This window comes from Methyloceanibacter sp. wino2, from assembly GCF_003071365.1.
Classification (GTDB): Bacteria; Pseudomonadota; Alphaproteobacteria; order Rhizobiales; family Methyloligellaceae; genus Methyloceanibacter.
Window position 1 is genome coordinate 2,417,320 of sequence record NZ_CP028960.1, and the last position, 13,820, is coordinate 2,431,139.

At 64.1% G+C, this 13,820-nt stretch carries 12 protein-coding genes; 7 read left to right on the forward strand and 5 right to left on the reverse strand.

The genetic code is table 11. The features are described 5' to 3' along the window. Positions 1–45: 45 nt before the first annotated feature. The 3 genes from DCY11_RS11365 to DCY11_RS11375 all read left to right on the forward strand — a co-directional run bounded on the left by DCY11_RS11365 (position 46) and on the right by DCY11_RS11375 (position 4,489). Entirely contained in the window at positions 46–1,344 is a 1,299-nt protein-coding gene (locus DCY11_RS11365; protein ID WP_069443253.1) for an adenylosuccinate synthase, read from the forward strand. 125 nt (positions 1,345–1,469) lie between these two features. Next, complete coding sequence (locus DCY11_RS11370) at positions 1,470–3,617, forward strand: adenylate/guanylate cyclase domain-containing protein (protein ID WP_159079973.1); 2,148 nt, start codon at positions 1,470–1,472, stop codon at positions 3,615–3,617. Between the two features lie 98 nt (positions 3,618–3,715). After that, positions 3,716–4,489: an SDR family oxidoreductase gene (locus DCY11_RS11375; protein ID WP_108682979.1), complete on the forward strand. Its 774-nt coding sequence runs from the start codon at positions 3,716–3,718 to the stop codon at positions 4,487–4,489. A gap of 3 nt (positions 4,490–4,492) precedes the next feature. Here the strand turns inward: DCY11_RS11375 and DCY11_RS11380 are convergent, their stop codons facing one another. Together DCY11_RS11380 and DCY11_RS11385 are read right to left on the reverse strand one after the other, a co-directional pair. Continuing rightward, the gene (locus tag DCY11_RS11380) at positions 4,493–5,479 is read right to left on the reverse strand and encodes an aldo/keto reductase (RefSeq protein WP_108682980.1); all 987 of its coding nucleotides are present in this window, start codon (positions 5,477–5,479) and stop codon (positions 4,493–4,495) included. A 38-nt stretch (positions 5,480–5,517) separates the two neighbouring features. Continuing rightward, on the reverse strand, positions 5,518–6,879 hold the full coding sequence (locus tag DCY11_RS11385; protein WP_108682981.1) for an FAD-binding protein: 1,362 nt from the start codon (positions 6,877–6,879) through the stop codon (positions 5,518–5,520). A 252-nt stretch (positions 6,880–7,131) separates the two neighbouring features. On the opposite strand from DCY11_RS11385, the gene DCY11_RS11390 reads away from it, so the two are divergent. After that, entirely contained in the window at positions 7,132–8,508 is a 1,377-nt protein-coding gene (locus DCY11_RS11390; RefSeq protein WP_159079974.1) for an NAD(P)/FAD-dependent oxidoreductase, read from the forward strand. Between the two features lie 84 nt (positions 8,509–8,592). Here DCY11_RS11390 and DCY11_RS11395 read toward each other — a convergent pair whose 3' ends face one another. Then, entirely contained in the window at positions 8,593–8,964 is a 372-nt protein-coding gene (locus DCY11_RS11395) for a phasin family protein (protein ID WP_245409351.1), read from the reverse strand. A 257-nt stretch (positions 8,965–9,221) separates the two neighbouring features. Here DCY11_RS11395 and DCY11_RS11400 point away from each other — a divergent pair, with 257 nt between their 5' ends. After that, complete coding sequence (locus DCY11_RS11400) at positions 9,222–10,853, forward strand: chloride channel protein (RefSeq protein ID WP_108682983.1); 1,632 nt, start codon at positions 9,222–9,224, stop codon at positions 10,851–10,853. Here DCY11_RS11400 and DCY11_RS11405 read toward each other — a convergent pair. Continuing rightward, a complete protein-coding gene (locus DCY11_RS11405) occupies positions 10,850–11,305 on the reverse strand; it encodes a group III truncated hemoglobin (RefSeq protein WP_174202150.1) in 456 nt (151 codons plus the stop codon). The two genes, DCY11_RS11400 and DCY11_RS11405, sit on opposite strands and share 4 nt — an antisense overlap. 110 nt (positions 11,306–11,415) lie before the next feature. On the opposite strand from DCY11_RS11405, the gene DCY11_RS11410 reads away from it, so the two are divergent. Together DCY11_RS11410 and DCY11_RS11415 are read left to right on the forward strand one after the other, a co-directional pair. Next, the gene (locus tag DCY11_RS11410) at positions 11,416–11,859 is read left to right on the forward strand and encodes an Rrf2 family transcriptional regulator (RefSeq protein WP_108682984.1); all 444 of its coding nucleotides are present in this window, start codon (positions 11,416–11,418) and stop codon (positions 11,857–11,859) included. Between the two features lie 88 nt (positions 11,860–11,947). Then, on the forward strand, positions 11,948–13,009 hold the full coding sequence (locus tag DCY11_RS11415) for a CorA family divalent cation transporter (RefSeq protein ID WP_108682985.1): 1,062 nt from the start codon (positions 11,948–11,950) through the stop codon (positions 13,007–13,009). On the opposite strand, the gene DCY11_RS11420 is transcribed toward DCY11_RS11415, so the two are convergent. Next, positions 13,006–13,809: an SDR family oxidoreductase gene (locus DCY11_RS11420; RefSeq protein WP_108682986.1), complete on the reverse strand. Its 804-nt coding sequence runs from the start codon at positions 13,807–13,809 to the stop codon at positions 13,006–13,008. The genes DCY11_RS11415 and DCY11_RS11420 overlap by 4 nt on opposite strands. Between the last annotated feature and the right edge of the window lie 11 nt (positions 13,810–13,820).

Below are 13,820 nucleotides of genomic sequence, written 5' to 3' on the forward strand. Positions count from 1 at the left end.
GCGGGGCCGTTTCTGTGTTCTATCCAGGATTTAGGGGATTTCATCGTGGCCAACGTCGTGGTCGTCGGCTCCCAATGGGGCGACGAGGGCAAGGGCAAGATCGTGGACTGGCTGTCCGAGCGCGCCGATGTGGTGGTGCGTTTTCAAGGCGGACACAATGCCGGTCATACGCTGGTGGTCGACGGAAAGACCTACAAGCTTTCCCTGCTTCCCTCGGGCGTGGTGCGCCAGAACAAGCTCTCGGTGATCGGCAATGGCGTCGTGGTCGACCCCTGGGCCTTGGCCGAGGAAATTGCGCGTGTCGAGGAACTCGGGGTCACCATCTCCCGCGACAATCTGCGCATCGCCGAGAACGCCACGCTGATCCTGCCGCTGCACCGTGAACTGGACGCGCTGCGCGAGGCCGCGGCTGGCGCAGGCAAGATCGGCACGACGAAGCGTGGAATCGGTCCGGCCTACGAGGACAAGGTCGGGCGCCGGGCGATCCGGGTCATGGACCTGGCGGACCTGTCCGTGTTGAAGCCGAAGGTGGAACGCATCCTCGCCCATCACAACCCGCTGCGGCGCGGTCTCGGCGAGCCTGAGATTTCGGCGGATGAGCTGTGCAGTCAGATCACCGAGGTCGCCGACAAGATTCTTCCCTATATGGATTCGGTTTGGTCGCTGCTCGACAAGGCCAAGACCGACCGTAAGCGGATTCTGTTCGAGGGCGCGCAAGGGGCGCTGCTCGATATCGACCACGGCACGTATCCGTTCGTGACCTCCTCCAACACGGTGGCGGCGCAAGCGGCGACCGGCTCGGGGATCGGGCCGAGCGCGATCAGCTTCGTGCTTGGCATCACCAAGGCCTACACCACGCGCGTGGGCGAGGGGCCTTTTCCGACCGAGCTCTTCGACGAGACAGGCAAGCTGATCGGGGAGCGCGGCGCGGAGTTCGGCACGGTGACGGGCCGGGCGCGGCGCTGCGGCTGGTTCGATGCGTGCCTCGTGCGTCAGACCTGCAAGGTCGCCGGGATCAACGGGATCGCTCTCACCAAGCTCGACGTTTTGGATGACATCCCGGGCGGCAAGCTGAAGATTTGCGTCGGCTACAAGCTCGACGGTGCGGAGATCGACTACCTGCCGGCGGCGCAAGGGGCGCAGGCGCGTGTGGAGCCCATCTACGAAGAAATGGACGGCTGGACCGAGTCGACGCAAGGCGCGCGCTCCTGGGCGGAGCTGCCGGCGCAATGCATCAAATATGTCCGCCGCCTCGAGGAGTTGACCGGCGTGCCTGTCGCGCTTCTGTCCACGAGTCCCGAGCGCGACGACACGATCCTCGTGCGCGATCCGTTCGCCGGTTAGGGAGAGAGACCCTGCCGGGCCACGCAACTGCTCCGTGTTGCGTCCTAAGGAGTTAGCGCGGTACCCAATAGAGGTTCTTTATCGCAATTGCCGTGACGGCGGTGACAGTGCAAGGTCCTCAAATCGTGCGCATAAGCTTTCGGGCCACACTTCTCACACTGATGCTGGCCGTGCTGCTGACGGCGGTGGCGCTGCTCGGGACGGCGGCGTATCTCTATGCGCGTTTCGCCGTCCAGGATCTCGGCGCGCAGGTCCTCACGCAGGCCTCCGAGCGGGTCGAGCAGCATGTGCAGCACGCGCTGGACGTGGCCGAGGACGAGGCGGACACCGTCGCCAGGCTCATCACCGAGGGCTGGATCGATCCGGATGACGAGAAGCGGCTCAGCACCTACTTCGCGGCATCGCTGGAGGCCCGTCCGAGCCTGTCCTACATGTCCTTCGGCATGCCGAGCGGCAAGTACTTCCACGCCTTCAGAGACCGGGACGGCGTTCTGACCGTGCTGTGGCTGACGCCGGAGGATGACGGCAGCCGCTATCTCCGGGAATTCACCGTGCTGCCCGGAGAGGACTGGCAGGTGCTTCGGGACATTCCGAATTCCAAGCGGACGCCTCCGTATGAGCGGCCCTACTACCTTTCGGCAAAGAACGCGGAGACGCCGATCTGGACCGAGTCCTACGTCTTTCTCGGCTCCGGCGAATCCCTCGACGTTCCGGGCGTGAGCCGGGCGGTGCCGGCCGTGGGGCCCGATGGGGAGTTTGTCGGCGTCCTGACGGCGGATTTCGACCTCTACGCGCTGAGCCGGTTCCTGCGCGACGTGAAGCTGGGCTCCGCCGGCATCTCGTTCCTGTTGGAGGTGACGGACGATGGCGCCAGGCGCGTCATCGCCCATCCCGCGGCGGCTGACCCGGACGCTGCGAAGCGGATCGATTTGACCCAACCCGCGCCGGACGATGGCGGTCGTGTCACGATCCGGGCCGAGGACATCGCGGATCCGCGCGTCGCCAACTTCCTCGAGCCGCTCGGCACCGATCTGAGCGGGGTTCCCGCGTCCTTGCAGGAGATCACGTTCGAAGCGGACGGCCGCACCTATCTCGGCAGCTACAGACACCTCGGCCGGGAGGGCGGACCCAACTGGATCATCGGCATGGCGTTGCCCGAAGACGAGATCTTCGGCGACGTTCAACGCATGGCCCAGCTCATGGTCTATCTCGGCCTCGGCGGCGTGCTGGTCGCCGCGGCATTGTCGGTCCTGCTGTCGAAGCGTATCGCCGGCTATCTCCGCGCCATCGCGGATGAAACCCGCAGGATCGGGCAGTTCCGCCTTGATCCGAAGCCGCCCGTGCAGAGCCGCATCCGCGAAATCAGCACGCTTGCGACGGCGGTCGAGGAAATGAAAACCGGCCTTCGCTCGTTCCAAAAATACGTGCCGGCGGATTTAGTCCGTCTACTGTTGGAATCCGGTGAAGAGGCGAAGCTCGGCGGTGCGCGCACCGAGATTACCGTCTACTTCTCCGACCTCGAGGGATTCACCTCGATATCCGAGACGCTCCCGCCCGATACGCTGGTCGATCTCCTTGCGCGCTATCTCGACGAGATGACGGGCGAGATCCTCGATCATGGCGGAACGGTCGACAAGTTCATCGGCGACGGCATCATGGCCCTTTGGGGCGCGCCGCGTTCTCACGGCCAGGATGCGCTCGGCGCCTGCCGCGCGGCGCTCGCGAATCGTGGGCGGCTTGCGAAGCTCCGCGACATCTGGGCGAAAGAGGGTCTGCCCTTGCTTCGTACCCGCACGGGCATCCACACCGGGTCCGCGATGGTCGGCAATTTCGGCAGTCCGAACCGGCTCGACTACACGGCCATCGGCGACACGGTCAATGTCGCGAGCCGGCTCGAAGGCCTGAACCACATCTACGGGACGGACATTCTCATCAGCGACGTGACCCGGCGTGCCGTGGACGACGTCATCGTCACCCGGCCGATCGACAAGGTCGCGGTCAAGGGGCGTCAGGAAGGCCTTGTGATCTATGCGCTGATCGGCGAGCGCGATGCCTTGTCCAAAGACGAGATCGCCCTGGCGCAAGCCTGCACCGAGGCGATGGACCTGTATTTCAGCCAGGAGTGGGAAGCCGCGGCGGCCGCGTTTGCGGCCATCCTGAAGCAGAAGCCGGACGACGAGCCGGCCAAGATCATGCGCGACCGCTGCGAGGCCTTCGCCCAATCGCCGCCGCCGGCGGACTGGGACGGCCTTTCGCAAACGGAGAAGCGGTAGGGCAGGGCCGCGTACTGCGGCCTAAACCCGCCTTGCGCGCCGTGCGGCCGGGCATTATCGATCCCGGGGCGCGCCACACTTAGCCAAACGGGGAGCATATGGCCGAAAAGACCTATCCTTGGAAAACCGCCTGGATCACGGGCGCATCAGGCGCGATTTGCGGTGAGATCGCGCGGCGCCTGGCCGATGCGGGGGTGAAAGTCGCAGCCACCGCGCGGCCGAGCGAAAAGCTTGATGCACTGGCGGCGTCCAGCCCCAACATCACGGCCTTTCCGGCGGACGTTCTGGACGTCGAGGCGCTCAAGGCCTGTGCGGCCAAGGTCGAGGCCGAACTCGGGCCGATCGATCTGGCGCTGCTGGGGGCCGGCATGTATGTGCCGTTCGACATCCGCAATATCGACGTGGAAGGCTTTCGTCAGACCATGGCGCTCAATGTGGACGGCGTGCTGAACGGCGTCGCTGCCGTGCTGCCGGCCATGCTGGAGCGGCGCGGGGGCCATCTCGCCATCATGGGCTCGCTGTTCGGCTATGCCGGCTGGCCGGGCAATGGCGGCTACGGGGCCAGCAAGGCCGCGGTCATCAATCTCGCGGAGAGCCTGAAGCTGGAGCTGCGGGGCACGGGCGTCGACCTCACGCTCGTCAATCCGGGCTTCGTCGATACGCCGCTCAATGCCTCCTACGACCCGAAGAAGAAGCTCTTTGTGATATCGAAGGAACGCTGCGCGCGGAAGATTCTGGAGAAGCTGCCGACGCGGCCTTACGAGATCGCCTTTCCGCCCCAGGTGGAACTGTTCCTCAAGACGGTGCGCAATCTGCCGCGCGTGGCGTCGTTCCCCGTCGTGCGGTGGTTCATCAAGGCGACAGGGGCTTAAGGCTCAAGCGGCCTTTGTGCGCGGCGGGGCCATGAATTCGGGCCCGACTGGGTCGGTGATCGTCTCGTCCAGGATGCGGTCGATCTCCGCCATCGTCTCGGCATCGATGTGCCAGCCCATGATGTCGGGCACGGCGTCGAGCTGCGCAGGGCGCCGGGCGCCCCAGAGCGCGATCGTATCGCCCTGATCGAGGATCCAACGCACCGCGAGCGCCAGAACGGACTTGCCGAATTTCTTGCGGGCGAGCGCGTCGAGCGCGGCTACGGCGGCGAGGTATTGTCCGCGCCGCGCGGCCTGGAACTTCGGGTCCATCTTGCGCAGATCGTCGCCCTCGAACGTGGTGTCCTCGGTCATCCGCCCGGACAAGAGCCCACGGCAGAGCGCGCCATAAGTGAGCGCCACGATGCCATGCGTCTTGGCATAGGGCAGCACCGCGTCCTCGGCGCCCCGTTCGAAGAGATTGTAGGGCGGCTGGACCGTGGCGATCGGCGCCATCGTCCGGAAACGGTCCATCTGCGCAACGTCGAAATTACTGACGCCGATGGCGCGAATTTTCCCTTCGCGCCGGAACATGTCGAGGGTTTCGGCTGTGACCTCGAACGCCGTCGCGTCGTCGGGCCAGTGGACCTGATAAATGTCGATCACGTCGGTCCGGAGCCGCCGCAGCGAATCCTCGAGCTCCTGCCGCAGGCGTTCCGGCGTCGAGTTCCGGCGCGGGCGCCCGCTGGTCCAATCGAGCCCCACCTTCGTTGCGATCAGCACGGTCTCCCGGCGCCCTTCGAGCGCGCGCCCGACGATCTCCTCGGAGTGGCCAAAGCCGTAGACCGGCGCGGTGTCGACCAGATTGATGCCGAGCTCGAGCGCGCGGTGGATCGTGGCGACCGCGTTGTCATCGTCGGCGCCGCCCCACATCCAGCCGCCAATCGCCCAGGTGCCAAGCGCGACGCGCGACGCGGCAAAGGGAAGTCCGGGAATGCTGATCTGCTCCATGGGTGCAGGCCTCGTGGTCGTGGAGTTTCGTGCGGCCGCTACGATAGAAGATTGCGGAAGTGCTGGTCGAGAAACCGCTCTTTGGGATCGCGCTCGGCCCGCGCGGCGGCGAATTTCTGCAGACGCGCTCCAAAGGAGTGGCGCACCATCTCGCGGGTGAGGAACGGCGTCTGATTGAAGAGCGGCGTCCCGCCATGCTCGCTGCAGAAATCGTTATAGGCGTGGAGAAACTCTTCCCACTCCCGCCCGCCGGTCGAGGCGGGATCGATGCTCATGCCCGGGCCTTCCCAGGTGTAGGAGAACAAGGCCTCGCAATCCCGGCTGATCACGTAGCCGACGGACGGCAGGTTGCAGCGGAAACCGGTGCCCTTCTCGTAGGCAATGCAGAAATCGCAATAGCGCTCGAGGATGTCGAAGAAATCGGTCTCGCGGAACGACCACATGCTGAACAGGTAGAACACCTTCGGCTTGCGGGGGTAGGTGATGATCTGTGCATGGGGCCAGCTGTGATTATAGCGCATGAGCCGCACCATCAGCTGCCGCTGCACATAGAAGAAGGCGTCGTGGGCCTTGGCCCGCCACTTCTTGCTCTTGATGTTGGTGTCGATCCAGGTCGCGACAGCCGGGGCCCACTGTTTCCAGAACTTGTTGCGGTACTGCCAGCGGAGCCGCGAGTTGGGCTTCCGGTCGGGATGCTGTTTTCGCAGCTCGACCACGACCCGCCGCGCATACGGGTAGATGTAGTACATGACCGCGTGGCCGCGCGCCTTGTACACCGGCAGGAACTTGCGGAACTCGTCGATGCTGAGCCCGTAGTGCCGTACTTCGAGCGCTTGTGTGGGGCGCACCTTGATGGTGACCTCGAAGATGAGACCGAACATGCCGTAGCTCGTCCGGAAGAGCTGCATCTCCTGAGGATCGTTTGCCTCCGTGATCTCCTTGATCTGACCGTTCGCGTCCACGTAGCGGATACCCACCACATAGGAGCTCACCTGCCCGTATTCGCCGGGAAAGGAACTGTCCTTGGTGGCCGCGCAGGCAAACGCGGCAAGCGTCGTATTGCCGATTTCCGTGGTGATGTAGGGCTGGAGGCCGCGCGCCTTGAGGGCCTTGGCGAGGTCGCCGTGGGTCACGCCGGCCTCGACGGTGACCGTGTCGTCCGTGAAATGGAGGATGCGGTTCATGGCCGTCATTTCGACCATGGTGCCGCCCTCGTCGTCGCCGTTCATGCGCGCGGTGGAGTGCATGGAGCCGGCCGGACGAACGGGCGAGGGAAAGCGCACAGGGTCGGTGACGATCTCGACGAGATCCTCGACGCTTTCGGGCCTGGCCTTCACGCGTGGGTGGTAGGTCCAGGTGCCGTCCCAGTTCTTGATAGTGATGTCCTGCTCACTGTCCATGAAATTCCCTCAACTCGCGATGCTGGGTATTGCGGCCGGTGACCATACGGGTAACTTCCATCGAATTCAGGCACAAGCGAAATGCCGCCCAGTCCCTAGAGAGCTTCCCTGGACAGGCTGCGACTTGAGCCAAATCAATGAGCCCAGGCCAAATTCCTATGGGTTGATGCACAGGGCCTGGAGTGCTTTGGTCTGCCGTAATATGGAGCTAGTCTGAGGTGCTTATGTCGCACCTGTGCTCTTGGAGGTGACGTGAAGCGATACTGCATTATTGGCGCCGGCGCCTGCGGTTTACCCGTGGTCAAGCGGTTCGCGGAGAGCGGCATCGACTTCGACTGTTTCGAGGCGGAGAGCGATGTCGGGGGCATTTGGAACCTCGATAGTCCCCATGCGGTGTACGGCTCGACCCACCTCAATTCCTCAGCGAAACTCACGCGCTATCTCGACTTCGACTTCGCCGAAGACTGGCCGGTCTATGCGAGCGCGGCGCAGGCGCAGGCGTATTTTCGGGCCTATGCGGAAGAGTTCGGCCTGTACGACCACATCACCTTCAACACGCGGGTCAACCATATCGAACGCGACGACGACGGATGGCTGGTCACGCTCGAAGGGGAAACCGAGCCCCGCCGTTATGACGGCGTCGTCATGGCCACGGGCCATCACTGGCACCCGTTCGTACCGGAGTATCCCGGCACGTTCGAAGGGGAGGTGCTGCACTCCCATGACGTGAAGTCGAAGGCGCAGCTCAAGGACAAGCGGGTCCTGGTGGTCGGTGCCGGCAATTCGGCCGTCGACATCCTGGACGATGCCGCCCATGACGGTAAGGCGGCGATCCATTCCATGCGCCGCACCTATTATTTCTTCCCGAAGATGCTGTTAGGCAAGCCGACCGATACGGTGATCGACAGGATCAGCCGGGCGCCGATCCCGCGCAAGGTCATGTACAAGCTCTACAAGCTCGGCATGCGTATCTTGATCGGTCCTCATGACCGTTACGGTCTGCCGAAGCCCGACCACGATCTGTTCGAGGCCCACCCCACCGCTTCCAATACCTACCTCGACCATCTCGTCCATGGGCGTGTCGTGGCCAAGCCGGGCGTCGAGCGCCTGGAAGGGCGTCGTGTCTATTTCACCGACGAGACGTCCGCGGAAGTCGACATGGTCATCTGGGCCACGGGTTTCCAAGTCCATTTCCCGTTCATGGACGACTCCTACGTGCTCGATGAGCAGGGCTGGTCGAAGCTGTTCATTCACACCTTCCACCGCGACTGGGACGACTTTTTCGCGGTCGGCCTGTTCGATCCGGCCGAGGGCGGGGTTTGGCAGGTGGCGGACCAGCAGGCGCGTCTGATCGCGGCTTTCATCACCGCCCAGGAGAAGGATCCTGAGCGTGCCGCTTGGTTCCGGGAGCTGAAGCGCCAGGGGGCGCCCGATATCGGCCATGGCATCAAGCGCCAGGACACGCCGTGGCACCGGTTCGAGATCCATCACTTGCGCTTCCGCCGTTACATGAAGCGCTTGCTGAAGAAGTTCGGCGCATGCGCGCTACCGGCGGGCGAGATGCGCACGATGGGCGAGAGCACCCCGCCGTCGCCGCCCAAGGACGAGTCCCTGAAGCTCGCGTCCTAGCGGGAAGGCCAGGGAAATTCGGCAAAGAAAAAGGCCCGGAGGCGGAGCCTCCAGGCCTTTTCTGCTGCGTGCGGTAGCCGCCGATTAAGACGCGGTAACAGTGGCGGTGGTCTTCTCCACGGCCTTTTCAACCGGCTTGTACGCGTCGCGCGCGACAGAGGCATACATCTCGCCGATCTTCGTCATCTCGGCCATCCAGGTCTCATATGCCGTCTTGGCATACTGGGACTGGATCTCAATGGCATGCTCGAGCGACTTGGCGCCGACGAGCTTCTCGAAAGTCGCGGTCGCATCGGCGAAGGCCTGCTTCGTGTAGTCGGTGAAGCTGGTGCCGATGTCCTGGAAACCCTTGTTCATCTGGCCATAGGACTTGACCACGGCTTCGTAGTTGTCCTTGCCCAGTTTCTGGAAGTCTTTGGTGGCCTTGTCGAAGGCAGTCTTGTCAAATTCCATCATGTCAGTGCTCCTTTCCTGATGTGAGCGCCGGTGAACCACGGCCTGTATATATTGCACTGCACAATGAACTTCAAGGGTATTGTGCAGTGCACAATACGAAGGTCGAATAGGGCCCAATTCGGCCCTTTGGGCCCAAACTTACCGGCCCGGGCGGATTCCTGCTGGCGAGGGCCGGGGCCGTCCGGAGCGCCGTCCAACCGGTGCATTGAGCGCCACAATTGCTTGAGTGGGGAGGCGCGCAACCTTAAACCCATTCTATGGCTTTGAGACGCGCCCAACTCCTGGATACGGCCCGACGCTGGACGATCCCTAATCTCAAGCATTTCCAGGAGACACGGCAGACGACCGTCTGGCTCCTGGCGCCGCTGATCGGGCTGGCCACGGGGATCGCGGCAATCCTGTTCCGTCTTGCTATCGGCGTCTTCCAGTGGCCTTGGCTCCACACCATGTCGGAACACGTGGCGGCAGCGGCGCGGCACCAGCCCTGGTGGGTCGTCATGCTGGCGCCCGCCGTGGGCGGTCTGTTCGTCGGGCTGCTGCTGCGCTATGCGCTGACGGCCAAACGGACCGTGGCGGTGCCGGATGTCATGGAGGCGCGTATCAACGGCGGGCGCGGCCTTCATCTTGGCCAGGGCCTGATCAGCGCCGTGACGAGCGCGCTCTCGCTGGGGTGCGGCGGCAGCGCCGGCCGTGAGGGGCCGATCGTCCATCTCGGCGCCAGCATTGCCGTGGCCTTTTCCGAAAACCTCAATCTGCCCAATGCGGCACGGCGGACGCTGTTGGCCTCGGGCGCGGCTGGTGCGGTCGCGGCCTCGTTCAACGCGCCGATCGCGGGCGTGCTGTTCGCGCAGGAGGTCATCCTGGGTCACTTCTCGATCCGGACGTTCGTGCCGCTGGTGCTCTCCTCCGTTGTGGCCACGATCGTGTCGCAGGCCTGGTTCGGGAATGTCGCGGCGTTCATCGTGCCGAGCTACAGCATTGCCTCCTATCTCGAAGTGCCGGCCTTCATTCTGCTCGGCATTGTCGCCGCCGCCGTCGCAGTCGTCTTTCAACTGACCATCCTCAGCACCGACTGGGCGGCGCGCAACGTCAACATTCCGCTCGTCATGCGGCCGGTGATCGGTGGCCTGATGGTGGGTATCATCGCCATCTGGTTTCCCGAGGTGCTGGGCGTGGGCTACGACACCACGGATGCGGCGCTGAAGGATCAGCTGACCATCGGCATGATGCTGCTGCTGATCGGGCTCAAGACCGTGGCGACGGCCATCACGCTGAGCTCGCGCTTCGGTGGCGGGGTGTTTTCACCGGCCCTCTATCTCGGTGCCATGACCGGCGGCGCCTTCGGTCTCATCGCGGCCGCGGCGGTGCCGGAGGTCGGCTCGAGCGAGGGGCTTTACGCCATTCTCGGCATGGGGGCCGTGGCGGCAGCCGTGCTTGGCGCACCGATTTCGACGACGGTGATGGTGTTCGAGCTGACCGGCGGTTTCGAATTGAGCCTTGCGCTGCTTTTGACGGTCGCCGTGGCCAATGGCATCAATCAAGCCATCCTCGGCCGCTCTCTGTTCCAGGCCCAACTGGAATCCCGCGGCATCGTCCTCCACGAGGGGCCCCATCGCACCATCATGCGGGATCTGCACGTGGCGGACATCATGCGCCCCTTGACCGAGGACGAAGCGACCGAGCTTCCCGAAGGCGATCGCGAGCACGCGATTCCGTCCAACGAGACGCTGGAAACGGCGTTGCGCGCCTTCGACACGCTGGGCGCCGAAATCTTGCCTGTCGTGGATCCGCACGATCGCAGCCGGATCGTCGGCAGGCTGTCACAGGCTCACGCGCTACGCGCTTTCAACAAGGAACTCATTGCCACAAGCGTCGAGGAGCACCGCTAGGCGCCGGCGGCGCGCGTCCGCCGCGGCGCCGGCGCATCATTCTCGGGCCGATAGAACATCGCGAGCTGGAGGCTCGTGGCGATCCGGGTGGCTTTGTCCATGAAGGTCGCCGCTGTCTGGTCGCCGAACAGCTCCCGGCAGGTTTCGCCGAACAGGGCGAGCCAGCGCTCGAAATGCGCCGGCTTGATACCGTCGAGGCGCCGGTGGGTGGCGACGGGGTTGCCGTGATAGCGCCCCGAGGTCAGCATCACCGACGACCAGAAATCGCGCATGGTGGCGAGGTGCTGGGGCCACGCATCGTCGGCGATGGCGCGGGTGAAGACCGGACCGAGCAAAGCGTCTTGACGTACCTTGACGTAGAAGCGGTCGACCAGAAGCCGGATGCCGTCGTCCGTCAGCGGCGTTTCGCTGGAATTTTGAGTGACACAATCCACGCCGGGGTAGTCCGTCATGTTCAGCTCCATCGCAGGACCAGAAAGATGTACCGTAGATGCGACTTTTATCGCGCGGCTTGATATAAAGCAATATTGAAAATATATGTTTTAGCCGAGAGGAGATCGCCATGCGTCTCACCGTCTATAGCGACTATGCGCTGCGGCTGCTGATGTATGTCGCGGTCAAGGATGGCGATCTGGCGACCATCGCCGAAGTCGCCAACGCATATGGGATCTCGAAGAACCATCTGACAAAGGTCGCGTACGAGCTCGGCGTTGCCGGTTATGTGGAGACGGTCCGGGGCAGGGGCGGCGGCCTCCGCCTTGCCCGCCGGCCGGAGCGCATCTCTTTGGGCGACGTAGTGCGCCATACGGAACCGGACATGGCGCTGGTGCCGTGCTTCCCGCCGCTCGATGAAGGCTGCGCCATCGAGCGGTGCTGCGTGCTGCGTAAGGCCCTGCACCGAGCGGGCGAGGCCTTCCTAAACGTTCTGGACGGCTACACCCTGGCCGACCTTGCCAGGCCTCGTTCGGCCATCAAGTCGTTGCTCGCCATTCCGGCAACCCCCTAGCGCCGTCCACGCGTGCGGGCCGGGCGCCCAAACGACTGTCACAAGAGTGCAATGTTTGGAGTCTCTCCTCACACGTCGAGAGGAGAACATGTCGCAAACTCAGGCCGCTAAGCCCTCAACCGTTTCGGTGCCGCCCCCGGCTGCGGCGCCATCCTCGGACTGTTGCCCGGGACTTGTCTGGGCGTTCCGCTTCAGCGCCGACGGGGCATCGCAGGAGCTTTCCGAGTGCATGTTGCCGCCCGGTGCGCTCGGCCACAGCGGCGACGATGGCTGGCTTTGGGTACACGTCAACCTGGCCGACGCCCGCGTCGCGCCCTATCTGCGCGCCCATGTCCCCGACCTGCCCAAGGCAGCCCTAGATCTACTGTTGTCCGTCGGCGATCGCCAGCAGCTGCACGCGGACGATGCCTGTGTCTACGGGGTCTTCGCGGATTTGGTCTATCGGCTCGAAGGCCTTTCGGACGAACTCGGACTGCTACACTTCGTGGCCACGGAAAAACTTCTGATTACCGGGCGCCGGGACGGCCTGCATTCGATCGAAGCCGTGCGGAAGTCGCTTCGGTCCGGCCAAAACCCCAAGAACCATACGGCCTTGCTCGAGTCGATCTTCATGCAAGTCACGACAGGCGTCGAGGAGAAGTCGGAGGCCATCAGCGACGAGCTGGACTTCATCGAGGAACGCCTGATCGTTGATCTCGAGGACGATATCCCCAAACGGCTGGCCAAATGCCGGCGTCTTGCCGTGCGGCTGCACCGGCTGTTGTCGACGCAACGGTCCGTGATCGGACGGTTCGAGCAGAATGCCTGGCAAACCACGGGCAAAGCCCACGTGCTCAAAACGAGCCATATCGCGCAGCGGCTCGACTGGCTCGATCATGAGATGGTCGCCTTGCGGGATCGCGCGCACCTGCTGCAGGAAGAGGTTTCGCTGCGGATGACCGACCAGACCAACCGCAACCTTCAACTGCTGACGATCGTGACGACGGTGTTTCTGCCTGCCGGCGTGATCTCGTCGATCTTCGGCATGAATGTCGGCGGCTTGCCGCTGGAGCACGACCGCTCGGGCTTCATCGTGACCATGCTGCTGCTGATCGGCGCGTCGGGCCTCGTCTTCTACATTCTGAAGCGGCTCGGCATGCTGCGGCGCTAGGCGCCGGCCTTACGGGCCTTCTTGGCGGCGCGTCGAATTTGGCTGGCGACCGTTTTCGGAAACAGCGCGTTCATGACGAACAGCGCCCGGTAGATCGCCGGCTTCACGACAAACCGCTTCTTTTGCTCTGTGCCTTCGAACAAGGCCTCCGCCGCCTGCTCTGCCGTCAACACAGGCGCGAGCCGGGGGTCGAGTTCCGGGATGTTTTCACGGCTTCCGGGATTGTTCTCGAAATAGGGAGTTTCGACGGTCCCCAGCACGACGATGGTGACGAAAATTCCCGCCGGCTTCAGCTCGCTTTGCAGCGACTCGGCGAATCCGGCGATCGCCCGGCGTGCGGCGATATAGGCGCTCGCGTTGGGCCATGCGAGATAGGAGGCGGGCGACGTCACGAAGGCGATGCCCCCCGAGCGGCGTTCGATCATGGCAGGCGCGAAGGCGCGTGTGAGATTGAAGGCGGCAAGGTAGGGAACGCCGATCATCGCGGCGGCTTCGTCGGGACCGGTTTCGACGAGGGGGCGCCAGCGGCCGACGCCCGCATTGTTGACGAGAAGATCGGGCGTCCCGATGTCGCCCGAGATGCGTGCCGCCGCGCCCAGCGTTTCGGCTCTGTTTTGCAGATCGACGGCGAGCGCCGTCGCCGTGCCGCCCGCATCGCGCACCTCGCGCGCCGTGCGCTCCAGCCGTTCGGCATCGCGGGCCAGCAGCACCACATGCGCACCGGCCTGGCCGAAGCGCCGCGCCGTGGCCTCTCCGATGCCGCTGGAGGCGCCGGTCACAACAACGAGCTTGGAGGACATGTCGACCTACC

Coding starts and splice junctions, on each gene's coding strand:
- DCY11_RS11415 (WP_108682985.1), top strand. CDS start 11,948: ATGTCGCAAACTCAGGCCGCTAAGCCCTCAACCGTTTCGGTGCCGCCC.
- DCY11_RS11375 (WP_108682979.1), top strand. CDS start 3,716: ATGGCCGAAAAGACCTATCCTTGGAAAACCGCCTGGATCACGGGCGCA.
- DCY11_RS11400 (WP_108682983.1), top strand. CDS start 9,222: ATGGCTTTGAGACGCGCCCAACTCCTGGATACGGCCCGACGCTGGACG.
- DCY11_RS11385 (WP_108682981.1), bottom strand. CDS start 6,879: ATGGACAGTGAGCAGGACATCACTATCAAGAACTGGGACGGCACCTGG.
- DCY11_RS11420 (WP_108682986.1), bottom strand. CDS start 13,809: ATGTCCTCCAAGCTCGTTGTTGTGACCGGCGCCTCCAGCGGCATCGGA.
- DCY11_RS11410 (WP_108682984.1), top strand. CDS start 11,416: ATGCGTCTCACCGTCTATAGCGACTATGCGCTGCGGCTGCTGATGTAT.
- DCY11_RS11405 (WP_174202150.1), bottom strand. CDS start 11,305: ATGACGGACTACCCCGGCGTGGATTGTGTCACTCAAAATTCCAGCGAA.
- DCY11_RS11395 (WP_245409351.1), bottom strand. CDS start 8,964: ATGATGGAATTTGACAAGACTGCCTTCGACAAGGCCACCAAAGACTTC.
- DCY11_RS11380 (WP_108682980.1), bottom strand. CDS start 5,479: ATGGAGCAGATCAGCATTCCCGGACTTCCCTTTGCCGCGTCGCGCGTC.